Source organism: Fibrobacter sp. UWH9 (assembly GCF_900129715.1).
Taxonomy (GTDB): domain Bacteria; phylum Fibrobacterota; class Fibrobacteria; order Fibrobacterales; family Fibrobacteraceae; genus Fibrobacter.
Genome location: NZ_FQWP01000001.1, coordinates 63,866 through 88,465, shown reverse-complemented (window position 1 = coordinate 88,465; position 24,600 = coordinate 63,866). Strand labels below are relative to the sequence as shown.

The 24,600-nt window shown below is 44.1% G+C and carries 21 protein-coding genes; 10 read left to right on the top strand and 11 right to left on the bottom strand.

The genetic code is table 11. The annotated features are described in order from the left end of the window. Nucleotides 1–244: 244 nt before the first annotated feature. The 3 genes from BUB94_RS00330 to BUB94_RS00320 form a co-directional block, all read right to left on the bottom strand. Entirely contained in the window at nt 245–637 is a 393-nt protein-coding gene (locus BUB94_RS00330) for a hypothetical protein (protein ID WP_073233306.1), read from the bottom strand. Nucleotides 638–753: 116 nt separating this feature from the next. Continuing rightward, nucleotides 754–1,359, bottom strand: a complete 606-nt coding sequence (locus tag BUB94_RS00325) for a hypothetical protein (protein WP_139258228.1) — start codon at nt 1,357–1,359, stop codon at nt 754–756. 63 nt (nt 1,360–1,422) lie between these two features. After that, on the bottom strand, nt 1,423–2,295 hold the full coding sequence (locus tag BUB94_RS00320) for a patatin-like phospholipase family protein (RefSeq protein WP_073233302.1): 873 nt from the start codon (nt 2,293–2,295) through the stop codon (nt 1,423–1,425). A gap of 168 nt (nt 2,296–2,463) precedes the next feature. Between BUB94_RS00320 and BUB94_RS00315 the strand changes: the two genes are divergently transcribed. Together BUB94_RS00315 and BUB94_RS00310 are read left to right on the top strand one after the other, a co-directional pair. After that, a complete protein-coding gene (locus BUB94_RS00315) occupies nt 2,464–3,705 on the top strand; it encodes a polysaccharide deacetylase family protein (protein ID WP_073233300.1) in 1,242 nt (413 codons plus the stop codon). A gap of 137 nt (nt 3,706–3,842) precedes the next feature. After that, the gene (locus BUB94_RS00310; RefSeq protein ID WP_073233298.1) at nt 3,843–4,991 is read left to right on the top strand and encodes a polysaccharide deacetylase family protein; all 1,149 of its coding nucleotides are present in this window, start codon (nt 3,843–3,845) and stop codon (nt 4,989–4,991) included. Here BUB94_RS00310 and BUB94_RS00305 read toward each other — a convergent pair. The 3 genes from BUB94_RS00305 to BUB94_RS00295 are packed head-to-tail and all read right to left on the bottom strand — an operon-like array spanning nt 4,972 to nt 9,657. Then, a complete protein-coding gene (locus BUB94_RS00305; protein WP_073157492.1) occupies nt 4,972–6,156 on the bottom strand; it encodes an acyltransferase family protein in 1,185 nt (394 codons plus the stop codon). The two genes, BUB94_RS00310 and BUB94_RS00305, sit on opposite strands and share 20 nt — an antisense overlap. 4 nt (nt 6,157–6,160) lie before the next feature. Then, nucleotides 6,161–7,333 (bottom strand): hemolysin family protein, encoded by a 1,173-nt coding sequence (locus BUB94_RS00300; RefSeq protein WP_083537926.1) that lies wholly within the window; start codon nt 7,331–7,333, stop codon nt 6,161–6,163. Then, nucleotides 7,333–9,657, bottom strand: a complete 2,325-nt coding sequence (locus tag BUB94_RS00295; RefSeq protein WP_073233700.1) for a S49 family peptidase — start codon at nt 9,655–9,657, stop codon at nt 7,333–7,335. The genes BUB94_RS00300 and BUB94_RS00295 overlap by 1 nt, the downstream gene beginning before the upstream one ends. A 105-nt stretch (nt 9,658–9,762) precedes the next feature. Here BUB94_RS00295 and BUB94_RS00290 point away from each other — a divergent pair, with 105 nt between their 5' ends. From BUB94_RS00290 to BUB94_RS00265, 6 genes are read left to right on the top strand one after another with little or no spacing between them, the layout of a single operon-like run. Beyond that, nucleotides 9,763–11,202 (top strand): lipopolysaccharide biosynthesis protein, encoded by a 1,440-nt coding sequence (locus tag BUB94_RS00290; RefSeq protein ID WP_073233296.1) that lies wholly within the window; start codon nt 9,763–9,765, stop codon nt 11,200–11,202. A gap of 1 nt (nt 11,203) precedes the next feature. Beyond that, nucleotides 11,204–12,316 (top strand): DegT/DnrJ/EryC1/StrS family aminotransferase, encoded by a 1,113-nt coding sequence (locus BUB94_RS00285; RefSeq protein WP_073233294.1) that lies wholly within the window; start codon nt 11,204–11,206, stop codon nt 12,314–12,316. A gap of 9 nt (nt 12,317–12,325) precedes the next feature. Beyond that, complete coding sequence (locus tag BUB94_RS00280) at nt 12,326–13,333, top strand: ATP-grasp domain-containing protein (protein WP_073233292.1); 1,008 nt, start codon at nt 12,326–12,328, stop codon at nt 13,331–13,333. A gap of 16 nt (nt 13,334–13,349) precedes the next feature. Beyond that, a complete protein-coding gene (locus BUB94_RS00275) occupies nt 13,350–14,489 on the top strand; it encodes an ATP-grasp domain-containing protein (protein ID WP_073233290.1) in 1,140 nt (379 codons plus the stop codon). Next, nucleotides 14,490–15,572 (top strand): aspartate aminotransferase family protein, encoded by a 1,083-nt coding sequence (locus tag BUB94_RS00270; protein ID WP_073157506.1) that lies wholly within the window; start codon nt 14,490–14,492, stop codon nt 15,570–15,572. A 22-nt stretch (nt 15,573–15,594) separates the two neighbouring features. Beyond that, complete coding sequence (locus BUB94_RS00265) at nt 15,595–16,560, top strand: glycosyltransferase (RefSeq protein WP_073233288.1); 966 nt, start codon at nt 15,595–15,597, stop codon at nt 16,558–16,560. Here the strand turns inward: BUB94_RS00265 and BUB94_RS00260 are convergent. Then, nucleotides 16,557–17,867, bottom strand: coding sequence for a CotH kinase family protein (locus BUB94_RS00260; protein ID WP_139260076.1), 1,311 nt, complete (start codon nt 17,865–17,867; stop codon nt 16,557–16,559). The two genes, BUB94_RS00265 and BUB94_RS00260, sit on opposite strands and share 4 nt — an antisense overlap. 209 nt (nt 17,868–18,076) lie before the next feature. On the opposite strand from BUB94_RS00260, the gene BUB94_RS17355 reads away from it, so the two are divergent. Together BUB94_RS17355 and BUB94_RS00250 are read left to right on the top strand one after the other, a co-directional pair. Beyond that, nucleotides 18,077–18,499, top strand: a complete 423-nt coding sequence (locus BUB94_RS17355; protein ID WP_073157920.1) for an acyltransferase — start codon at nt 18,077–18,079, stop codon at nt 18,497–18,499. A gap of 3 nt (nt 18,500–18,502) precedes the next feature. Continuing rightward, entirely contained in the window at nt 18,503–19,558 is a 1,056-nt protein-coding gene (locus tag BUB94_RS00250) for a glycosyltransferase family protein (RefSeq protein ID WP_073233284.1), read from the top strand. A 5-nt stretch (nt 19,559–19,563) separates the two neighbouring features. Here the strand turns inward: BUB94_RS00250 and BUB94_RS00245 are convergent, their stop codons facing one another. The 4 genes from BUB94_RS00245 to BUB94_RS00230 are packed head-to-tail and all read right to left on the bottom strand — an operon-like array spanning nt 19,564 to nt 24,494. Then, on the bottom strand, nt 19,564–21,477 hold the full coding sequence (locus BUB94_RS00245; protein ID WP_073233282.1) for a polysaccharide lyase family 8 super-sandwich domain-containing protein: 1,914 nt from the start codon (nt 21,475–21,477) through the stop codon (nt 19,564–19,566). Nucleotides 21,478–21,485: 8 nt separating this feature from the next. Beyond that, nucleotides 21,486–22,589 carry a glycosyltransferase family 2 protein gene (locus BUB94_RS00240; RefSeq protein WP_073157519.1) on the bottom strand — a complete coding sequence of 368 codons (1,104 nt, stop codon included), beginning with the start codon at nt 22,587–22,589 and terminating at the stop codon, nt 21,486–21,488. 1 nt (nt 22,590) lies between these two features. Then, nucleotides 22,591–23,535: a glycosyltransferase family protein gene (locus BUB94_RS00235; RefSeq protein WP_073233280.1), complete on the bottom strand. Its 945-nt coding sequence runs from the start codon at nt 23,533–23,535 to the stop codon at nt 22,591–22,593. After that, nucleotides 23,529–24,494, bottom strand: a complete 966-nt coding sequence (locus tag BUB94_RS00230) for a glycosyltransferase (protein ID WP_170932341.1) — start codon at nt 24,492–24,494, stop codon at nt 23,529–23,531. Before BUB94_RS00230 ends, BUB94_RS00235 begins: the two co-directional genes overlap by 7 nt. Between the last annotated feature and the right edge of the window lie 106 nt (nt 24,495–24,600).

Sequence of the window (24,600 nt, the reverse complement as noted above, 5' to 3'; positions counted from 1 at the left end):
TATAATAACCTCGTAAAAATTTACGGCGAAAAGTTAGAAAATAAAAAAAGGGGGCAGCCGCCCCCTCGCTTCAACTTTTGCGCAATTCACCCCCAAAAGCAAGCGGCGCAAAATTTTACGCTACCCCCACCCCTAAGGGGACACCCCTTAAAAACCCCGATAAATTTCAATCATCAAAGCACAGGTCCTCTTCTATCATCGGCAAAGAGACAAAGCAATAGCCATCACGGCAGCCCAATCGAGACTAAACAGAAAAATCGTAATTTTGAGCGTCATTTACCAATAAACTACTTTTGTAACCGAAAAGCCACGCAGTGTCTTGCAACGAAATTGCATAAATGTGTGTTTTCCCCATTATCAAGTCGTCAACATCAAGGACATTTATACTGTCATTTTCCTCAACATCAAAATAAACCTTCCCATTCTTTACGGTTGTATCATGTATGACATAACATCCATATACAACAAACCAATCCTCACGTTCAGAATCAATTTTCCCTTCATCATAGGTATAATGATAAAGGAGTTCTTCCTTATTTTTTCTATAGAGTAATTCGTTAACGCCTTCGCAAAGAACTTTGTCGCCTATATATGCTTTAACAGACTTGACCGGCTTTGTTGAAATTACGCTAATCACCGTAATTTAATTTGTATTAATTTCATTAGCGCACTTATAAGGATCAACACACGAGACCAACATGAGCGAACAAAATGCGAATAAAATTCTGCTCTTTCTCAAAAAAATTTCTCGCATTATTTCATCCTCTCTTGTTCTAAAATTTCATTAAACGCACCCATTCCTAAGGATACCAAATCGGAATATTGCCGATCTGATTTTACCGCTACGGGCAAATATTTTCCGACAAAGATTCTGTCAATTTCATCGCTAAACATAACCCGTTCCAATGTATTTAGTAAACTGGCTTCAAAAAGACTAAAATCAAGATTTACTTCAGCATTAAGCTCTCCAATAAGTTCAATTCCCAAAGAGGTAAAAACTGCATAGGGATGCATTTCCTCATACGTCATTTGCGGATTATCATAAAAAGCAATCCACTGATTCTGTATGGCCCGAGCCAGATAGCGATAAGCAGCCCTTTTTTCAGGACTGTCTGGAATTTTCGCATCAATTAGAGAATCCAGGTCATCCCTTACACCATTTCCATCTCTGTCATAACCTAAAATTTTTATTCTCGCCGTATCTGCGGCTGTTGCAACATCGTCGTAGTGCTCATTCGATACAGAGGGATGCAATTCATCTGCATTTTCAAACGAAGAACTAGATAAGTTCCTCCCCAAAGATATTAGGGCAGCTGTCAAGACGCTCAAGAATAAAAAAATCAAGAAAGCTTTTTTCATGCCAAAAAATATAAACAAAGCACCCCCAAGGGAGTGCCGTGTTTAATGACAATGCCGTCATCTCTAGGTGTTTTGCAAGAAGGATATGATTTGTTCTTCATGTTCCGTGAAATAACCACGCCAGATTTTTTCAAGTTCATCCAGCTTGTCATCGGCAACATCGTCCAACTTGTATTTTTTACCATTTGCAGACGGCGAAAGCACATGGACATTTTCGCGGCCAATGTCAGCCATCACTTCGTAATCGCTACTCTTGCCAGAACGGGCAACCCATTCATTAAGCACGTAGCTACCCCAGCCAAGCAAGGTCTGGTTGTCTTCAACGCGAACCATCATATCCATGTCAGTATCAAAGGTAAGGATACGGTAATCGTCGCGGAAACCAGCTCTCTTCAAGCCTGCATTCAAAACCGCAATGGGAGAATTTGCCCACATGCCACCGTCGGCATACCAAGTATCGCCAAGTTTTTCAACGTCAAAGTAGGTAGGAGCACAAGTGGACGAAAGAACCGCGAACCACTTATCCACATCGGCATCGCCTCTGTCCCAAACCTTTTCTACAGACTTTTTACCATTGAGTCGAGTTGTGGGAATGAAAATCGGTTTTTCCCAATCGCTGCACTTACCCTTCATGCAGTCCATTAGAAGTTCTTTCAAGCGTGCATGATTATAAGTCGGCTTTTTAAGATCCTTAATGCGTTCCCACAAGGAATATTTCTTGAAAATATCCTTCAAGTTATCGCGGTAGAACTTACGGATCTTTTCTGCAGACATTCCCTCATCGAGGCAAGCCGCTACGATAGCGCCGGTAGAGGTACCACCAAAAGCGGCAGCATTCTTAGAAATCCAGCCTTCCCCAAGCTTCTTTTCAATTTCACACATCAGCGCAACCGGACCAATGCCCAGCGCACCACCACCATTAATAGATATAGCCAATTTATCTCTTCTCATAGCGGGCCAATTATAACATTTGTTAATACACTGTATCAACAGAATCCATACAATATGACAATTTTCTTACATCTTGTAATATTGGAAATGAAATTTTTTTGAAAAAAAAACATCCTGAGATCGTATTTTGTTCCCTAGGAATGGAAGAAAATTATGAACAGGATCATCAAAAAAGCATTTTTAGGGATTTCCGTAATCTGCGGGCTTGCTTCAGCAGCTTCCGTCAAAAGCCCCTTCGTAACAGTCCCCTGGAATGGCTATTCTGGCGCGGCCAGCTTTACCTTCGATGACGGATTCTACCAGGCAGAGCCTCTTTCCCAGATTCTCGAGGATATGCCCGAAGTCAAGGTGACTTTCTTCCTTACTAATATGGGTATGAACCTGCTTGACTACTTTGGCCCCACATACGCTGAACTTGCAAAACAGGGGCATGAAATCGGCAACCATACCAACAACCATTTCGACCTCACCTCCATTGCAGAATCCTCCCTGAAATCAGAAATTATCGATTTTGCCGGGGAACTGGAGCAAATCATGGGCTCTTATGGAGCTGAAGTGAGCGTCACATCCCACGCACTCCCCTACAGTCAAAACAACGACATTGTTTCTAGCGTCATTGATGACCGCCATTTCATCAATCGCAGTGCAGGCGGACCGGGTAAACACGACTGGAATGTGGAACCCAACTGGAGCAATATGGATTCCAAGGTTTGGTACACCACCCCCAACGCCGAAGAAGATTTCCTCAACTCTATCGATGCTTCAGCCATGGCCCCTTCCTGGCTGGTTCTTCTCAATCATGGAATCGCCGATCTTGGAGAAGGTTATATCACCCAGGATCTGATGAAGGAATTCATTCAACGTGCCGTAAAAAACAATATGTGGGTTGCCCCCTTTAGCACAGTCGGGGCCTACTACCGCGCCCACTTTACCCTGGATACCGCCAAGGCCGTTGCCGATGGAAACAATCTTACCGTCACATGGGAAATGCCCCACAAGAATATGCCCAAAAGCATTCCTCTCAAGGTCGTCATAAACGAAACTTTCGTCAGAGAAAATTTCGGCAACAATGCGAGCATCTACATCGAACAGGATGGTAAAAGAATCTACCCCGATGAAGACGGAATTTTCATTCTTGAATTCACTTCTTTAAAGGCAACCATCTACGGCTCCTCCAAGACTCCCGACACCAAGCCCTACATGGTTCGTTCCGACCTTAGAACACAAGACGATCCCTTCTCCGAAAACACAACGTACACCCTCCTGGATGCAAAGGGAAGACGCCTTGGTAATATTACCGAATTCAAAGTCCCCGATTTTATGCCCAAGGGCCCCTACATCATCATCTCAAAGACTCCTGGATTCGCCGCCAAGGTAAGAAAGGTCATCCACTAGAGAACAACAGCACCTCCAATCCAAAACTTTAAATTAATTTTGAAGAAACGTTTTGGATTTGACTTATGGCAAAAAAGAGTTTAGCGAAATCGGCGGTGAGAACACTCATCGCCACTTTAGGATTAACGAGTTTTAGTATGGCCGTGCCCCCTCTCACTACAGTTCCCTGGAACGGCCATGTCGGCGCCGCCAGTTTCACCTTTGATGACGCCATGGAAAATCAGGTGAAGAACCTGACTCCAATCCTGGAAGAAATGCCAGACGTCAGGGTGACCTTTTTCCTTTCAAACATGGGCGGAAACAGCCTTAGGCAAAACGGTGCAGGTTTCGCCAAACTGGCCAACATGGGCAACGAAATCGGCAACCATACCGACAACCATTTGCAACTCCCCGATCAAGATGACGCCAAGCTAAAATCGGAAATTACTGATTTCGCTACGGAAATCGAAAAAGTCATGGCCGAAAACGGAGCCGAAATCAACATCACTTCCCACGCCACACCCTTCTGCGCCAACAACGAAAAAGTATCTGGCGAAATCAACCAGCATCATTTTATTAACCGCGACTGCGGCTGGCATGGGCGAAACGACTGGGATGTAGAACCGGAATGGTTAGGCATGGCCTCCCGAGTCTGGAATTCTTCGGAAACGGCGGACACAGAACTTCTAGAAGCGTTAGATACAGCCGCATTCATTGGCGATTTTTCAAATGCAAATCCGTGGGACGTTCAGGTAAAGGGAGGTTCCTGGCTAGTTCTGTTGAACCACGGCGTATCAGATGAAGGCGGTATGAGCATCACCCCCGAAGCCATAAAGAACGCCTTTCAACGCGCCCTAAAGAATGACTTGTGGGTAGCCCCATTTAGCACGGTAGGCGCCTACCATAAAGCACATTTTATAATGGATAAGGCAGAAGGTACCGCAAACGATAAGGAGTACAAGATCCGTTGGGAAATGCCCCACCCGCATATGCCCAAGAGCATTCCTCTCAAGGTAAAATTGAACGAAGAATTCCTGAAGGAATCCGGTTTTACTGCCGATGACAATATCGTTATCGAACAGAACAACAATGAAATTCAGCCCGACGAAAACGGGATCTACACCATTGAATTCTGCAATTTAAGTCTGACTATTAAAAAGTCGGCAGGAACATCTAAACTGAAATCCACCATTAGCACAAAACGCAAAACCGATGGCAATCACAGCGGCATTTTTGATTTGAACGGTAAGCGACTCAACACACGAAATCGCCCGAAAAATTCCACGCCTACTTTCCTTTTTCCTTAGCCTTCTTACGGCGCCAGGTCTTGAATTCGCTATATAACGTGCTGACGGTATAGACGAACAGCATAAACTTGACGGTATTCGCCGGCTGATTCAAGTTGCACATGCCCCAGGCAATGGTCATAATCGGCAGGTGAATCAGGTAAGGATAGAAAGAAGCCTTGCCCACTTTGCGTACAATTCCGACAGTGAAAAGCCTGGCCATAAAGCCCTTGCCGCTCAAAAGCGACACCAGGAACAATCCGTACAGCATCACCGGAACGGAATGGTGTGCAAAATAGTTCCAACCAGGATTGGCCTTGGGACTCATGATAAATAGGCTTCCGTAAATGGCGGCAAGTACCACAAACTGGGCTATGCCACTGACAAAATTCTTTTTCAGGTAGTCAAAGCAACCTTCATTGTACAATCTGAAAAGGACCATGCCGAAAAGGTATTCGAAAATTCGGACCGGAGCAAAAATGTGGAAGAAACGGTATTTGGCGCCGTAGCCATCAAACCAAAGATTTCCGCTAAAGCCAAAGAAAATGGCCCACAAAATTCCCGGAATAAACAGCGTGCCAAAAAGAATCCAGAGAGTACGATTATTCTGCTTGAACAACCAACGGCTAAACCAGGGCGTAATGGCATAACAGACGAAGAAGCTGGTAAGGGACCAGGAAGGTTCATTCAGTTTCATGCCCAGATCGGGAACAATGGACCATGTCAAAGTCAAGTGCAAAATCAAGCTGCGCCAGGGATGCGTCATATTGGCAAGACCCTTGCTCACACAATCTGAAACTTCACTCAAGCCCGGCAAATGGGTGTATCCGCTGAACTTCACGATCATGGCCACGAACATGAGCAAGGTCATAAAGAAGTGAAGGCGGTACAGTTTTGAAATGCGACCGAACATAAAGGGGATAACAGGAATGCGACGGTCGGGATCGCTAAACTTACTTGCAAAAAGGAAACCTGCCAGCACATAGAAAATACCAGCAGCAAACGCAGGAGCGCTAAGAATAGGCATCAGCCATTTATAGTCAGCCAAGTAGCCAAGGGCATTGGAACTGGCCAAGTGAAGCAGCACAATGTTCACGCTAGCCAACAGGCGAAGGCCATCCAAAGCGGGAAAGTAATTTTTCTTAGGTGCAGTCTTTGCAGAGGAATTCGTTACGGAATCGGTCATAATCTTACTGCCGTTGAGTGTCAGCGGAATTTTCGTTTGAAGTTGAATTTTGCGGGCGGGGAACAGCGACGTTTTCGCGAGTCACCACACTTTCGCGGGCCAACGCCGCCGTAGTACGGGTTACAGCACGACGCTGTTCACGCATACTGGCCAAAGCCTTGGAACGCTTACGGGCGGACTCCTGAAGGTCCACCGACTCATCATATTCATCTACGATTTCTCGGCCAAGAATTTCTTCAAGAACATCTTCGAGACTAACGACCCCCGCAATGGCGCCCCATTCATCCACAACGCCGACAATATGTCCACGCTGTTTCAAAAAACGGAGCAGCAACTTATCCAGAGTCAAGGAATCAGGAATCAGCTGAAGGGGACGCATCAACTGACGCAACTTAATATCTCGATGACCGTCAGCCAACTTGTTGTAGGCATCGCGCCTCAAAATCGTTCCAATCCAATTGTCCTTATTCTTTTCGTAAAGGGGAATTCGGGAGAACGGCCAGTTTCCGCGTTCGTCCAGGGATTCACCCAAAGTCTTATTGGCATCCAGCGAGAACACCACCTGGCGCGGTGTCATCACCTTACGCACGGGAACCGATTTCAGCGCAAGAATATTCTTGATCACCAGGGACTGCTGACGGTCAATCACGTCTTCACGCAGGCCAAGGCTAACAAGGCTGTTTATATCCTCGATGCTCACATCCTTCTTTTCCTCGGATTCTCGAGTCCAATGTTTCGTCAAAGTCAGACAGAGCCAGATTAGTCCAGTCCAGGAAAGAATCTTCGTAATGTAGTAGAACGGAACTGCAACTAGGGGGGCTACAATCTTGGCCTGTTTCACGCCGAGAGTCTTAGGCGTAATTTCACCAAAAAGAAGAATCAGGATGGTCAGCACAATAGGTAAGGCCACCTGACCTGCAGGAGGCAAATTCCTTACAGCCAAGGCCGTCGCCAAGGAAGCACCAACAGTATTGGCAACCGTATTCACCACAAGAACCGACGCAATATAACGGTCAATATTATCCTTTACATGGGACATATAGCGGGCCGTAAATTTCTTCTGTTTTTGCAGAAGTTCTATGGTAGCAGGAGGAATGCTATAAAAAGACGCTTCCGTCACAGAACAGAACGCAGACGCCCCAAGACACAGAAGAACTGTTATGACAATACCTAACATTATTCCATCTCCCACAAATTGGGTTCAATGGCCCACAACTGAGTCTGATTCATTTCAGTAATGAAATTCACAAAAGCCTTAGAACTAGGCATCGGCAAAGTATAAGCCTTGTCAGAATCAAGAATCATCAAATCCACATCCGTAGACTTACTTACTCCAGCAAGATCCTTTGCCGCAGCGATGGCATCATCGATACCGCCCAGCTTATGAACAAGCCCCGCAGCAACAGCCTTCAAGCCCAACATAACACGTCCGCCACCATAACTGGAATCTACCGTAGCCTGGGGAATACCAGTCGCCCTCGAAACCACGCCAGTAAAGCGGTCATAGAAATCATCCATGTATTCCTGGAGAGCCGACTTTTCCACATCGGTCCACGGACGGACAAAAGTCTCGGCATCCGCATAATCGTGAGTTTTCACCGGTTCTGCACGAAGTCCCAACTTACTCATGAGTCCCGAGGCGTCAACCTTGCCGCCATAAATACCGATGCTACCCACGATGGCCATGGGTTCTGCCACAATAAGGTCTGCACCACAGGCAATATAATAACCGCCAGAAGCACCCATATGACCAATGCTAGCCACCACAGGAATTCCCCTTTCGCTTACATGGCGAAGTGCCGCCCAAATCTTATCAGAGGCAATAGCGCTTCCGCCAGGAGACGAAATGCGGACAATCAACGCTTCTGCACCAGATCCAGGCAACTTGCGAAGAGATTCCGAAACAGATCGTTCCATGCGATTATCAATGGACCCATCAATATTCAGAACAGCAAACTTTGTGCGGGGAGTCCAACTTTCATTGAAAATCTTCTTGTCTGTAGGACGCCAGGTGCGGTAACTAGCCCAAGGCGCATCAAAACCAAAGAAAGACTTGATTGCATAGGCGGGAACCTGGTCAATATACAGCATGGTATCCACAAGCCCAGCCTTCTGTGCAGCCTTCGCCGTAACCATAGGCTTTGTAGCAAGCGTATCTAGATAGGCCACTGCAGAATCGATCGACATGGTCTTGGCGATTTTACGATTAGCAATAATCAACTCAAGAGTTTTCCACAAATCCCTATACAGGGAATCCATATTGGAACGGGCCTCCACAGACATGGAATCGGCAATATAAGGTTCTACGGCAGACTTGAATTTACCATGACGCAGGAATTCAACTTTTACACCAAGCTTGTCAAACAGACCTTTATAGAATAAGATGTTTCCGCCCAGGCCACGCCAATTCAGATGAGCCGAAGGCTCCACCACAATACGATCTGCATTGGAAGCAGCCAAAAGGACAGATGGACGAATATCATCAAGATAGGCAACCACCTTGCCCCCGCGAGCACGATGCTTCATCACACAACGGTTGATTTCATCGGACACTCCGATGTTTCCCTTATAGCCCGAAAAGTCAAGAATGACAAGACCACTAGAAGGATCGCGGAACATATGTTCAAAAAGATTGCGGACCTTCCAGATACTAATGGAACTCTTGCGGAAAAATGCAAATTCATCCTCCCGTTCAGACACTTCCATATCCAGGGGTACACGAATAATCTGGGCACTCAAACTTGAACGAGGATTGCGGGCAGAATGAAATCCCCAGGCGCCGCCCTTGGGCAACAAATCGTCATACACATGCAAGGCGAAATTGTTGTAACCCCCGATAGGCATCGAAAAACTCAGTCGATACCCGTCATCCCCATAAATGGGTAGCTTAAGTCCCCAGCGGAAACCATAAGATTCCAGTTCTAACAAGAGACGATGATTCTCGAAATTTTCAACGTCATAGCTAAGGCTGAAAAAATACCCCAGACGAAGGGTCGCTCCAAGATTATGAATTCTCTTCTGGGATTCCGGACCGATAAAAAGCAGATTATCACAGGAATAGCCAAGAGAGAGACTGCGGAAAGGGCGAATCAGGACACCAGGCGCATAACTCCACTCCGTCCCACGGAATTCAGAACTGCGGAAGGCCGTAATGCGTGTTCCCAAAAACAGGTAGCGGTTCAACCAGTCAGAACCGTGAGTTAGACTCCAACGTGATTCATCAAGCCCATCGGGCCCCTGCACATAATCAAAACCAGCAGCCCAATGATCCAAATTACCGCCGGCACGAATATTGGTAATTCCATTGTCAAAATCGTAGGAAACCAAGCCGCCCTTGGAATCAAAAGCAGGCACCCCCGCAGGGTTCCCCCAGATTCCATGTTCATTTTCCAGGGATACAAAACCGGATTCACCGGGAAGGTACGCATAGGATGCCACAGCAAAAAAAGCTGCATACACAACAAAACACGCCAGTCTCAAACCAGCTAATCTTTTCTTCATAAACGTCATCGGCCCACAACATAAAAATTTTTAAGCCATCTGTTTTTCTAAATTTCACAATGAGTAGTTGCAAATACGAAAACGTTTAGAGGACGTCGCAAGATAATGGCAGAAAATTTAAAGAAAAAGACCGCCCATGGAATGATCTGGAGTGCCGTAGAAAGATTTTCTACACAGGGCGTACAGTTTTTATTCGGCATTATTCTAGCCCGAATGCTAGCACCATCCGACTATGGTGTAATCGCCATGCTAACCGTCTTTCTGGCCATCAGTCAGACATTCATTGACAGCGGCTTTTCAAATGCAATTATCCGAAAAATTGACCGTACAGAAAAGGATATGGCCACCATGTTCTTCTTCAATATCGGTATGTCTCTGTTTTGCTATGCAGTCATATTCCTGTTGGCACCATTCATCGCGCAATTCTACGCTATGCCAGAACTCACTCTCGTTTTACGAGTTCTTGCTTTAAAGATTATCGTACAATCCTTTAACGCGGTCCAGACAACAACACTTGTCATAAGAATTGACTTCAAGAAACAGGCTAAAATTTCGCTTGTGTGCGCAGTCATTTCCGGCGCCGTAGGCATCTTCTTTGCATACAATGGTTATGGAGTCTGGGCACTAGTCATCCAGGCGCTCTTCAGCACCGTACTCATGTCTACCCTATATTGGCTTGTCGTACGTTGGCGTCCCACCTGTTTTTTCTCCAGGGAATCCTTTAAGTATCTGTTCTCCTATGGTTCAAAGTTGCTCATTTCCGGAATCATTGACACCGTCTACAACAACATTTATCCGCTTATAATCGGAAAGTACTACACCCCCGCCCAGCTGGGAGGATACTCCAAGGCCGAACATTTTGCCCAATTCCCTTCGCTCAACATCACCCGCATTCTGCAGCGAGTATCATTCCCGGTCCTCAGCAAAATGCAGAACGAACCTGAGCGTATGCGCAACGGTTATTTGAAATTTTTAAACATGTCCACCTTTATCGTATTCCCGTTAATGATGGGCCTGTTCGCACTGGCAAAACCATGTACATTACTTTTCCTGACAGATCGTTGGGAAGGTATGATCATCCTGCTTCAAATTCTTTGCCTTGCCATGATGTGGTACCCTGTACATGCAATCAACCTAAATATGCTCCAGGTTCTCGGCAGATCCGACCTTTTCCTAAAGTTGGAAATCATCAAGAAAACGGTTGGATTTACCATTCTCATCATCACCCTTCAAATGGGTGTTTTGGAAATGTGCATCGGCCAGGTCATCTCCACATGGATAAGTCTTTTCATAAACACATTCTATTCCGGTAGGTTTTTGAAAGCCGGTTTTTTCACTCAGATGAAGTTCCTGTTCCCCGCATTCCTGAATGTATCCATTATGGCAGCACTAGTCATAGGGATAAACAGCCTGCTACCTGAGAAACAGTATGCTTTGCAGATTGCAACAGGAATAGCAGTAGGTTGCATTTACTATTTTATCACCAGTTATCTCTTTAATAAGAAGACCATTGACGAACTACTAAGCATGATCAAGAGGAAATAAAATGGACAACAAGCTGATTACAGTTACCTCCCCGCTCCTCCCGTCTCTGGACGAGTTCATTCCCATGCTTCAAGACATCTGGGACCGCAAATGGTTAACAAACAATGGTCACTATCATGAAGAACTGGAAAAAGCCCTGGCAGATTACCTCGGCGTAAAATACATCAGCCTGTTCACCAACGGCACGCTGCCCCTGATTACCGCTCTGCAGGCGATGAAAATTACTGGAGAAGTGATTACCACACCCTATAGTTTTGTGGCAACCACCCACTCAATCTGGTGGAACGGACTGAAACCGGTATTTGTAGATGTTGATGAAGAAACTGGCAACATCGACCCCGAAAAAATTGAAGCAGCCATTACCCCGCACACCACGGCCATTATGCCCGTCCATGTGTACGGAACCCCCTGCAACATGAAGCGCATCCAGGAAATCGCAGACATCTATGGTCTGAAGATTATCTATGATGCCGCCCACGCCTTTGGCGTCAAAAAAGATGGTGAATCCGTATTGAAGGCAGGCGACATGAGCACCCTCAGTTTCCACGCCACCAAGGTATACAACACCATCGAAGGCGGTGCACTGATTTGTCATGACGAAGCCACCAAAAGGCGCATTGACTTCCTGAAGAACTTCGGTTTCAACGGAGAAACAACCGTGGTCGCCCCGGGCATCAACAGCAAGATGGACGAAATCCGTTCGGCATACGGCTTGCTGAACTTGAAGCAGGTGGACAGCGCCATCGAAAAACGTCAGGCCGTAGCAAACAGATATCGCGAAGCATTCAAGAACATCCCGGGAATCCGATTCCTCCAGGATATTGAAGGTGTTCGACACAACTATGCCTACTTCCCCATCTTCATTAGCGAAGAATACGGCATCAGTAGAGACGACCTGTACGCCAAACTGCAAGAACACAACATCTTCGGACGTCGTTACTTCTACCCGTTGATCAGCACATTCAGCGCATACAAAGGCCTGGATTCAGCAAATCCAGCAAACTTGCCCATAGCACACAAGCTGGCAAACCAGGTGCTCTGTCTGCCCATGTTCGCCGGCCTTGACGAAGAAGGTGTGAACAGAGTTATTGACGTCGTAGTCAACAAGAAATAGGTTTATACAATGAACATTCTTCTCACATCTGCCGGCCGCAGAACTTACCTAGTAAAATACTTCAAGGATGCACTGAGGGGAACAGGAAAGGTTTTTGCATCCAACAGCATTCTCACTTACACGCTATTGCAAGCCGATGATTACGTATTGACGCCAAACATCTATGACGACCGATACATTAATTTTCTAATTGATTACTGCAAAGAAAAACAAATCAGCGCTATCATTTCTTTATTTGACATAGATCTTCCCGTTCTCGCAAAAAATCGACATTCCTTTGAAAAAGCAGGAATAAAACTTGTTGTTTCCAGCGTGGAAGCCACATCTATCTGCAACGACAAATGGGAGACCTTTAAATTTTTATCAAATATTGGAATCAAGCAATCTCCAGCTTTTATTCGTCTAAGCGACGCAAAAGACGCTCTACAGAACGGCTCTTTGAACTATCCACTTTTTTTAAAGCCTCGTTGGGGTATGGGTTCCATCGGCATATACAAAGCAGAAAACAATGAAGAGTTGGAAGTTCTTTACAAAAAACTTCATAGGGAAATTTTCAATACTTACTTGAAGTACGAATCTGCCGCCGACACGGAAAAATGCATTATCATCCAACAAGCAATCAAAGGGCAGGAATACGGCATCGAGATTCTAAACGACCTTGACGGCAACTACGTCACCGTATTTGCAAAGAAAAAAATAGCCATGCGATCCGGTGAAACAGACGTCGCAGAAACTGTACCCACCAAGCCCTTTGAAAACGTGGCAAAAAACATTTCTTCAAATATAAAGCACATTGCTCTATTAGACGCCGACTGTTTTGTTACAGAAGATGGCGACATTTATGTACTGGAAATGAATTGCCGTTTTGGAGGGCAATACCCGTTCACACACAATGCCGGCGTAAACGTTCCAAAGCAAATCGTGAAATGGTTAAATAACGAAGGCACAGACAGCAAACTCATTTGCCAAACAGACGGCGTAAAAAGTTGCAAAGAACTTTTGCCTGTCACATTCTAAAACCCAAGGATTTACAATGTTAACTATTGCAATTATCGGTGCAGGTGTAATGGCCAAAATCCTAGCAACAAGGGCCAAGGAACTTAATGTAAAAACACTTTGTTTTGCCTGGGCCAAAGGTGCCATAGCAAAGGATTCTGTCGATGAATTTCATGACATCGACATCTTCGACACAAACAGAATTATCGATATCTGCAAAGAAAAAAATGTTGATGGGGTTCTCGCCACTACAGAACTCACTGTAAAAATAGCATCTATTGTCGCGAACGCCCTCGGCCTCAATACAAGTCCTCTCGAAGTCATGGGGAACATCACCAATAAAAGTTGGGTCCGCAACAAAGGAAAGAATTTCAAATTCATCAAGCAACCATTCTATAAGGAAGTCACAAACCTTGACGAGGTCATCAAGGTCGAGTCCTTCCCAGTCATTGTAAAGCCAGCTTCTTATGGTGGCAAGCGCGGCATCACAGTCGTATTCTCGGAAGACGAATTCCAAGGAGCAATCAACTACGCCAAAGAAACTATCGGGACACGAAACAAAGACGGCATCATCATAGAGCAATTCCTTGACAAAGGGCAGGAATATTCAGTCGAGTCCCTGTCCTTCCGCAAAAAGCACTTCGTCATCCAAGTTACGCAAAAGGACAGTTCCGGCGCCCCTCATTGTGTAGAACTTGGGCATCATCAGCCGGCAGCCCTTACCGCTGAAATGCGGAAGAAAGTAGAAACAGCCATCAAGGACATGCTTGAATGCGTCGGCATTGAAAATGGACCGTGCCATACCGAAATTAAAATCATCGATGGCGAAATCTACTTGATTGAAATCAATGCAAGGCCCGGTGGAGATTGCATTACATATCCGCTCACGGAACTGAGCACCGGGTACAAATTCCTCACAGGCATAATCCTTGCTGCCTGCAATGTCTTTTACGATCCTGAATTTTACCATTCAGAACAAAAGTTCGCTGGCATCTATTTCATATCAAAACAAACAGCCCATTTAAAGCCGCTCTTTGACAATTGCGATGAAAAACCTTGGCTTTTCCAAAAGAATTTCGTTTCCGAGGAACTTCAAGAAATCACGCACAACGACGCAACACACCTTAACAGCCTAATCTACTACGCCGACAAGAAAATAGATTTGGGGGATGCATAGTTGCAAAGAGAAATTGGCGGAAACATTCCACTCAAAGAAGATGTGCTAAATCAGCAGCCATCAACAAAAGAAGTATTCGGTTGTTCGAAGTTCAAATACAATCTTTATACATTTTCTGCAAGATCCGCCCTAAACGTGTATCTCGACGAAATCTACAGCGGAGAGAAAAATGTAGTCTTGCCGATTTACACATGCGAGACATGTATAAAGCCTTTCGTTGATCACGGATTCAACATAGAATACTACAGAATCAACGAAGATTTGTCCATCAACGAAGATTCTCTTGTAACCGAACTAGAGAAAATAGCATACAACGGCATTCTCTACGTCCATTCTTATTTTGGATTTGACACGTTATCAAAAGCAAAGCCATTACTGAAGAAGCTTCGCCAGAAAAACGAGCTGACAATTATCGACGATTATACGCAATCCTGGTTAAACAAAAAAAAAGAAATTGAAGCGGACATATACCTGTGCAGCATACGCAAATGGCTATCAACTCCCGATGGTGGAGTTTTGTCTTCCGACACACAACCTCTTCAAAGCAAGAACATTAAGCCCTTTTGTGAAGAACAAGTCAACGAATATATAGAGGCGTCCCTTTTAAAAAATCGTTTTTTAGAAAATGACCCCAGTGTAGAAAAATCGCAATTCTACCCCCTATTCAAGCACACCATTGAATATTTCGAACACAAAGAGGCGTACGCACTTTCCCCAATATCAAAAGTCATCTTCGACACGGCGAATTATGACTTTGTGATTAACCAGCGAATCAAAAACGCAAAATTTCTTAGCCAAAACATAAACAACAATATTGTTGAAAAAATATTCAATGACATTCCACAGGGAATTGTACCTTTCTACTACCCTATTTACATAAAAAATGGCAGACGCGCAGACCTTCAAAAACATCTAATAGAAAACAACATTTTTTGTACTATTCACTGGACTCCGTCAAAAATCATAGCAGAAAGACCCGAAATCGCCCAAATTTACCCCAATATATTATCACTGGTTTGCGACCAACGCTACAGTACCGACGACATGACGCGATTCGTTGAAGCCATCAACAATTTCAAGTGATATTTTTTAGTAAATTGAAAATATGACACAACAACCATTGGTTTCCATCCTCTGCGCAACATACAATCAAGAAAAATACATTGCGCAAACCATCGAGGGCTTTCTTTTACAGAAGGTTAATTTCCCTATCGAAATCATCATCCATGATGACGCCTCCACAGACGGCACCGCAAAAATCGTACGGGAATACGCAGAAAAATACCCTGACTTAATCAAGCCTATTCTTCAGACCGAAAATCAATATTCCAAAAAAGTCAGCGTCTGGAACACCTTCGTCTATCCCAAAGCTCAAGGAAAATATTACGCGGAGTGCGAAGGCGATGATTATTGGATAGACCCGAATAAATTGCAAAGACAAGTTGATTTTCTAGAAAGTCATCCTGATTACATCTTTTCTCACACGGCTTTCAAATATTACGATCAGACCAACGACAAATTTCTAGAAGATAAATCAAATCAACAGAATTTGGATATTCAGAAAAATAAGCAAAGCGATTTAAGCCTCTATATCCTAGACGCCAATCAGTACCGAGTCCAAACGGTCACCACCGTCTACAGAAGTTCTCTCTGGTCCAAGATTAACGACGACTTCGCAATAAGCAAATATTTCCTCATGGGAGATACACAGCTATTCTTCTTCGCATCGACTCTTGGTAAAATCCACTACGATCCCACAGTCACATCAGTCTATCGTCTGACGCCCAACTCCGCTTGCCACAGAGGCGAAAAGAACAAGGCTCAATACCGATTCAATCTATCCTGCGAAGAAATGCGCGTGTACCTTTCCAAGTACATCAAAGACGAAGCCATCATCCAGAAATTCAAAAAGGATTTTGGAAAGGCCCTTATTCGCTATGCTGTATTCGATCCGACATTTCGCTCTAAAATCAACGAGGGCGTCATTTCGGCAAAGCAGAAGATAGCCTTATTCTGCGCAAGACACAGCAGAATCGCCAGAAGAATCATAAAGAAGAAATGGAGACTCTAGGGAGTATTTTCATTAATCCATCTTCGTCTTCCGACGACCCACTTCCTTAAATTATTTACGGCTTCTCCATAGTTCCGAACACTATTGGAAATCCACTTGCCATGTTCACGAAGGATATCCCAGCGCTTAAAGTTGTTTTGCGCAGGTAATTCTAGGGCTTCCCCAAGAGAATCAATAATTCCCTCAGCCCCTTCAAAAATCGGGCTTAACTTTTTCCAATACCGGTCAACTGTATCTGCAAAAGCCTTATTTGAAAATAATCTTGCATTCCAATAAGCATCTCTAGTTCGCCAATTTTCGCTTAACGCAAGAGCCTCGTTATAAATTCGCATTCCCCCAAAAGCTACATCAAAATCCCAGACAGGCCCCATTTTTATCGGGCAACCATCCGACCAGGTAAAATAGACGCTGGTAAAATAATTCGCATCTGGATTTTTCGCAAATTCCTGGACCCAAAAATGTTTTGAAAAAGCGTCAATGTCAATCCATTCAGAGATTTCCTCTATAGACGCCTCTTCAACCGTCAGCAAGAATCTTTCAAACGATTCAACATGATTTAACAATTTTTCCAAAGAACTGTCCGAAGCATTTTTAGGGTAATGAATTCGGAACGGCTTATTCGTATCTAACACATTGGCAAATACAACTTGTTCTCCTTCGTTATATTTGGCGTCAAACTCCACCAGATAGGAATCCACATCTTCAGGGAGATTTACCTTATTTTTTCGGACTTCGATACTCTCTGTCAACAGGTAAACGCCCAGATATTCGCTATTTAAATAAAATTCAAAAAATTCACTTCGCGGAGAAAATTCCATTCCAATGTCAGATGCCAACCTATAAGCCAAATGATTTTTCATCAAACTTTTATCTGCATAGTTGGCGACAAGAACCCACTCCTTATTTCGAGGCATCCCCAGCATTGATTTTTTTTCTTCAAAAACGATTTTATAGCCCCGTTTCGGCATATCATTCCAGCTGGAGTTCCCACGTCCCTTGATGCGCATCTTTAACGATTCTCCCTGTGCAGAATCTTCCCCATACACACGCATGCTAGCCCATGTATAAACGCCCTTCTCAATATCACGCTCGCAAGAATCCGTCTCTATGACAATACGCTGAAGCCCAACAAAGGGATACTCAGAATTTTCAAATGGAAATTCATCTTCAAGAGCTATACTTTCTACGCAGGAAGCCAACGAAGATTCCGATGCGCCTTGACCAAAGGAATCATCATCCTGTGACGTTTCCGTACAGGACAATAGCATAAACGCTAGAAAAAAAAGGCAGACCGTTCTTAAAAGCAAACAATACCTCAAATAGATTTATGTTTCTACCCCGAACAAGCCAAAACAATAAAACTTATAATTATCTATATTAGTAATAAATACAAAAAAAAATTATGACTTTCAAACAAAAATACCAGCTATTCAAGACAGAAGTCATCCGACCGTGGATACTTTCATTTCCGAGCCGCAGAATTCGTACACGCTACCTAAAAAAGATTCTGGGAAAGATGGGCGAAGGAGTCTCCTTTCTGCGCCATGTCAAGCTGTTATACCCTAAGGGCATTTCCGTCGGGGATCGAGTCATCATCAATCAAGATGTACTTTTGGACGGCCGTGGAACGCTAGAAATTGAAAACGACACAGACATTGCAACAAATGTAATGATCTGGACCATGGACCACGACCCCAATAGTGAAACTCACGAATCCAGGGCAGGCAAGGTTCATATCGGTCACCATGTATGGATCGCTTCAAGGGCAACCATACTTCCCGGAGTAACAATCGGGAACGGAGCAGTCGTTGCATCAAATGCCGTCGTCACCAAAGATGTTCCCGCCAATGCAATCGTCGCAGGCGTACCCGCCAAAGTAATCGGCGAACGAAAGAATTCGCTCCAGTACAAGCACGACTTCCACCCCCTTTTCCGCTAGCCCATGAAGATTTATTTTGGCATTGACGAAAACGATTGTTTCAATCCGTATGTCTCGATTCTTATAAAGCGTCTAAAAGAAATAGACGACACCCTGGAAGTTGTTTCGGGAATTCAAACCTTCTGGAATGAAGAAATATTATCCTGCAACATCATACACATCCACTGGCCAGATATTCTTCTAAAGAACACAAATAGGACCCCAGAGGATCTGAAGTTACGTCTGCAAGCTATCAAGGAAAAGGGCGGCAAGATTGTAGCAACATGTCACAACATCAAGCCACACTTTGCAAAGTTTCCCTGGCAAACAGAAGCCTACACAGTGGTCTACGAATTATGCGACATGATCTTGCACATGGGGAACTACAGTCAAAACCTGTTCAAGGAATTGTATCCTCGCAGCAGACACGAAATTCTCCCCCATCATATCTATGATGACAGATACAAGGATCCCGTCACAAAAGAAGAGGCCGCAAAAAAACTTGGACTAAGCACCAAGTACACTTACATTCTATGCCTTGGAGCCTTTAGAGACCAGCAGGAACGAGATTTACTACTCGGGCTAACCGACTTCCTAAAGAAGAATTCCATCAAGATTCTTGCCCCATCATTCTTCATCGAGCGAAAGACAAAGGGCATCCGAATTTACCTGCGCCACGCAAAGACAAAGCTAAAATGTCTATTGCTGAATTTACTGCACAACATCAAGACAAGTGCAAAAATCATTCCCGAAGAGGAGATTCCCTTATTCGGAGCGATGGCAGACCTGATGCTATTGCAGCGCGTTGTCATTCTAAATTCAGGGAACGCCTCTATGGGATTCTATCTCGGCAAAGTCGTCGTAGGCCCCGATACAGGAAATGTAGGTCCGTTCCTGAAGGAATCCGGGAACCCCGTATTTGAAGTAGGCAGCAAGGAATCTCTGATATCCAGCATAAAGGAAGGCTTGGCGCAGGCTGCCGCCGGGTACGGCCAGAAGAACAAGACTTACGCACAACGGCATCTATCCAGCAAGACCATTTCTAGACAGCTTCTTGATTTTTACAAGAGTCTCCTGTAACTAATTCATTTTTCAAAAACAAGGTCTTTCTTCAAGAGGTCTTTTAGAAATCCACCGTCTTCGCGGAAAACAAAGACGCAGGGAACATCAAAGAAGAACGCCTGCTGATTAAACTTGAATGAAGCAGCTCGGAACATTGTTCCACACACAATGTGGTTTGCGGCATCATAAATAATCTGACCCACAGGATCATTTTGAAGAACTAGAATACGTTCTTTATGTCCGGAAGTCAAATGACCTGTTTTTGCCCCAACCTCCATGAGATAGGCATATTTTGCCTTTTGAGGAAGAATTCCATGATCTATCCATAGCGAGAAAATTTTTCCATGTTCAACAAATTTCGTTGTACCGATTTCACTCCAGTTTCCTTCACGATTTTCAACCTTTACCTTGAAGGTCTGACCGTCTAGACTGCGATAACCAATTCCATTATGCAGAACCATTAACGATTCAAGAGAGTCGCCAACGGCAGGAACAGCCTCAAGCGAAAAATCCGTCGACAACAAGCGCTGATCCAGTGTTGTTCGGATCGGAGAATCAATCCTGCTAGAAATATCAGCCCCCAGGGCAACGATAGTGCCATTGATGAACACCCAGGTTTTCTTGGCATAGATTCCCGAACGATCAACAATCATTGTTGCGACGCCAATGTTTCCTTCACTCAAGCCACCAACAAATCGAGACTCATTAGTCACACGTTTTTCCTTCTGTTCGGACTTGTCGTAACAAGTAATCCCAGGAAGCATAGACCAATCCCATAGAGGGTAAATATCCTTAAAATCATCCGGGTGACGGTATACAGACAGGACTCCCGCCCCTAACCAAAACCCCTTCCGATTTTCACGATTGATGCTTTCGCTACCTACCGTTTTCCTTGAAGACATCTTGAGAGAGATGTAATAATCATCGGAACGGCAAACCATCAATTCTCCTCGCTCAAAGTAATGGCAACCCGAAAGAAAATTTTCTCCTTTTATTTCCTTTTTCCACAAGGAATAATCTTCCGCACGGGAGGAATCTACACTTTCCAAATTCCTGATAATATAAACGTATCCCCCTGCATTCTTGTTATCGTCCTTACGAGAAATTTCACGGCCTAGAACCATGGGATCCACCATCCCTTTCCACATCATCCAGCGATTTCCATGCAAGGCAAGAGCGCTCATTGCATCAAGTGTTTCCTGATTAAAGGCATATACCGTCCCACGACAAAAGGACGCCCACTTCGCTCCAATAGACAAAGCCATTTTCCCGTACCCGCCATTATACAACAGATTGCCATGCATAAAAAAGGAATGGTCCTTCTGGTGCCCTTCCCTACTTGTAACAAGCATGGTGGACTCAATATTTTTCAGACCATCATAAATCAGAGAATCTCTTCGCTCCAGAATTCCACGGATAACGACCAGTTCAGAAATCCATGTTCTGTTAACACCATTCCGACTCGGCAATTCAGGGAAACATCGAATAATTTTGGTCCTCAATGAATCAGGCAATTCATCCCACAGCAACAGTGCAATGGGAGCCAGCTCCCTCGGCACACCGACTTCATTCATCCACCAATTATCGTTTACAAAATCCTCTTCGCGACTAAACCAAAAAAGCAGAGACCTTATTGCGGCCTCCTTTATTTTTAGGCACTCACTATTGGCAGTCGGTCCAGCACAGGCATATGCATAGCTTTCCGCCAACGTTCTCGTCTTTTTCAAATGTTCAATGGGAGTATGCCCCTTCTCATGATATTTGGGGCCAGACCATGTTCCGTCAGAATGTAGGTCCTCAACAATTTTCAGGGATTCTTCCGGAGGAACATTCGAGGAATAGTCCTCTCTCAAACGATCTAAAAGGGAATCCAGGTCACTAGCCATGGCCGTAGATACCGCTAGTAAAATAGCGAAAATCAGTCCACAACCATTCATACGATCCCCTATCGGGAATTTCTAAACTGACGAACTAAACTGGAGAAGCTGTGGGAACGCAACAGGGAAATCAAACCACTGAAAGATTTTTTCCAGTTCGCCTGCTTTTTCTTGGCTCGATATTCCTGCATAAAACTTTCAAAGGCGGTCTTGAAAGATACTTCGTCCCATTCCTTATCCAAATACTTATCGTACATGCAATAAAGGAAACTGTCATATATCTGGCAGCCTTTCATTCCGCTTAAACCGAAATCATTCTGCTTCAGCATGGTGTAATACTTGAAGGCCACATCTACAGAGAACGTGGAAATTTCATTTACCACATTTTTCACCACAAAATTCTTCCAGGATTTTTCAACAGCCTTCAGCTCATCAGCCCTCATGGTCTTCTGTAAAAGACCAAAGGTGTTCAAGGTGCAGGGATAGGCTATATCCGGAGAAATGGACGTAATGGAAGTCCCTGTATTGATGCGATAATGAATAAACATCTTATCGCATACGACCATCCGTTTGGCACGAACATTCGCCATGGTCGAAAAGAAGCAGTCGTTCATGCGAGCCTGTTCCTGAAACCGCAAGCCTTCCGCTTTAATGAAAGAAGCCTTATACAGTTTATCCCAGGCAGCGGTTCTGCAAAACTGGAACAAATCCTCGGCAATATCCTTGCCAGAAAAAACCGTTCCCTTGGGCACAAGACGTTCCTTCAGGGAAAACGACTTTGTGGATTGAACACCTGTTTTCTGGTCAAATGTGGCAGCCTTGCAGAACACAATGTCAGCATCATCTTTTTTTGCCGCAGTCACCATCGTTTCCAGCATATTCAATTCAAACCAGTCATCTGCATCCAAAAATGAAAGGTATTCACCTGTAGTCACCGCAAGTCCTGTGTTACGGGCATGACCTGCATTAGACGCCTCCTGTGAAACAACCTTTATGCGAGAATCGCGGGAAGCGTAATCTTCGAGAATGGCAAGAGATCCATCTGTGCTACCATCATTAACGCAAATTATCTCTAAGTCTTTCAAGGTCTGATTGACAACAGTATCCAAGCACTCCTTTAGATACTTTTCACCATTATGAACAGGGATAACAACGGAAACAATTGCGTTCATATCACACCTTCTTAAAAAGGCTCTTTATCTTTTTGCAGATTTTCTTTCTAAAGATGTAGGACTTCAAAATCATACGTACAACAAAAATTTGAACGGAACTCACACCAGCATAATTCTTATAATAATAAGATTCCGATTCAAATCGGAGCATCAGCCTCTTAGAAAAATCATAATTTTTATTTATGATTTCAGAGTGATTATGAAGAAGGTGTACCGCCGGCACATAGTGGGTTACATACCCCCTGTCATGAAGTTTCCTTGAAAGAATTAATTCCTCGGCAAATAGAAATGTATTGGGATCAAAACAGCCAACTTCTTCAAAGATTCTACGGGGAATCAGGAAAAAAGCGCCCATGACTCGGAAAACTGGATTTTGAACAAAATTTTCTTGCAAGTCACCCGAAGTCAACTTTTTAGGCAAAAAGCGAGCCAAGGGATAGCAAAGATTGTCCAACCCCCAACGTAAAAAGAAATTCTTTTCAAAATAAGGATTCTGCGGACGTCCATCCTTACCGACAATGGACGGGCCGACGATAGCCACATTCGGCTTTTCGGTCTCGGTAATCAGGGTGTCAACCGAAAGAGTATCATCAAGGACAAGCAAGTCATTATTTGTAAAAATCAGATAATCGCTTCCCAGGAACTCGCCTGCAATTTTCGCGCCGGCATTATTTCCCTTTCCATATCCCGCATTGCTAGTATTCTTCCACAAAAGCAGACGGTAGCCATCCACATTCTTTTCTTCCAGAACAGATCCATCATATTCTGTTATCGAAATAGTGGAATAGGCGCTAGACAGTTTCACGAAATTGCCATCGTCAACGCTATTATCAACGACAACAAAAGAAATTTCCGCAGGAGACTTCTTACACTTTTTTATATAGTGAGCAATGCAATTGAGCGTCGCCTCACCAGACTTGTAATCTACAAAGATAAAAGTCAGCATGAAGTTTCTCCGTAAAGTTCAAGCCATTCCTTCTTATGGGATTCCCAGGAATTTCTGGCCATGTACTGCACAGCAAGCGATTCCTTTTCGCCAATCTTACCGCTAACAAAATCAGAATACGCCTCGGCCATCTTTTCAGCAAGAATTTCCACATGTTCGCTTTCGGATTCGTAGTGATAGCCATACAGACAATCAGACTGTTTCAAAATATCCTTGACACATGCAATATCAGGGCAGATCAAAGTTTTCCCAAGAGAGAACGCCAGCGGAATCGTTCCTGAATTCAGAGAAGAACGATAGCTGTAGGGCACAGTCATAACGCACGCCGACTTTACATAGGCAGACAATTCATCATCCGGAATAAAACCAGGATTAAAGACAATGCGTTTACAGTTTCCAATCAAATTACGTATATCGGCTTCATAGGAAGCAGGTTCCACCTTTCCGCAAATCAAAAGAACAGGCAATTCCACATTCTCGTTTTCACCGAATGCTTTCATAAAAGCCTTCACCAGCACCTCTATATTCTTGTAAGGCTGGATAGCCCCCGAGAACAGCATAATCGGAGAACGTTCATCAATCCCAAACTTCTTGCGAACATCAAGATCGCTTTCAGGGTAAGACCCGTAATAATCTCCATGAGGAACAAGCTTAACCTTCCCTGCATATTTTTCAAGATGGGCAATAGTCAGAGTGTCTTCGCACATCACATGAATAACACTTGAAAAACGGGCCAGCAGCTTAAAGAGAATCTTGTTGTAAAAAGGAGTCTTTACATGAGAAACGATATTGTGAATCGTCCAGACAATACGTTTATTCTTCTGTTTCAGAGCAAGTAAAAAATAGAGTCTCTTTAAAAAGGAGAAAAAAGTCTTACTCTGATCAAACCAGTTGATGTGATAAACATCCGATTCAAACAAATTCCCAGAGCCTTCTTTCTTCATTTCTTTGTAGCTCACACATTGAAAATTGCCCGAAGACTCCAGCAACTTCGCCAGATTAAACAGGAAATGATTTGTTCTTTTTTGACATGACGGATAGAAACAAACTTTTTTCATATCGTAC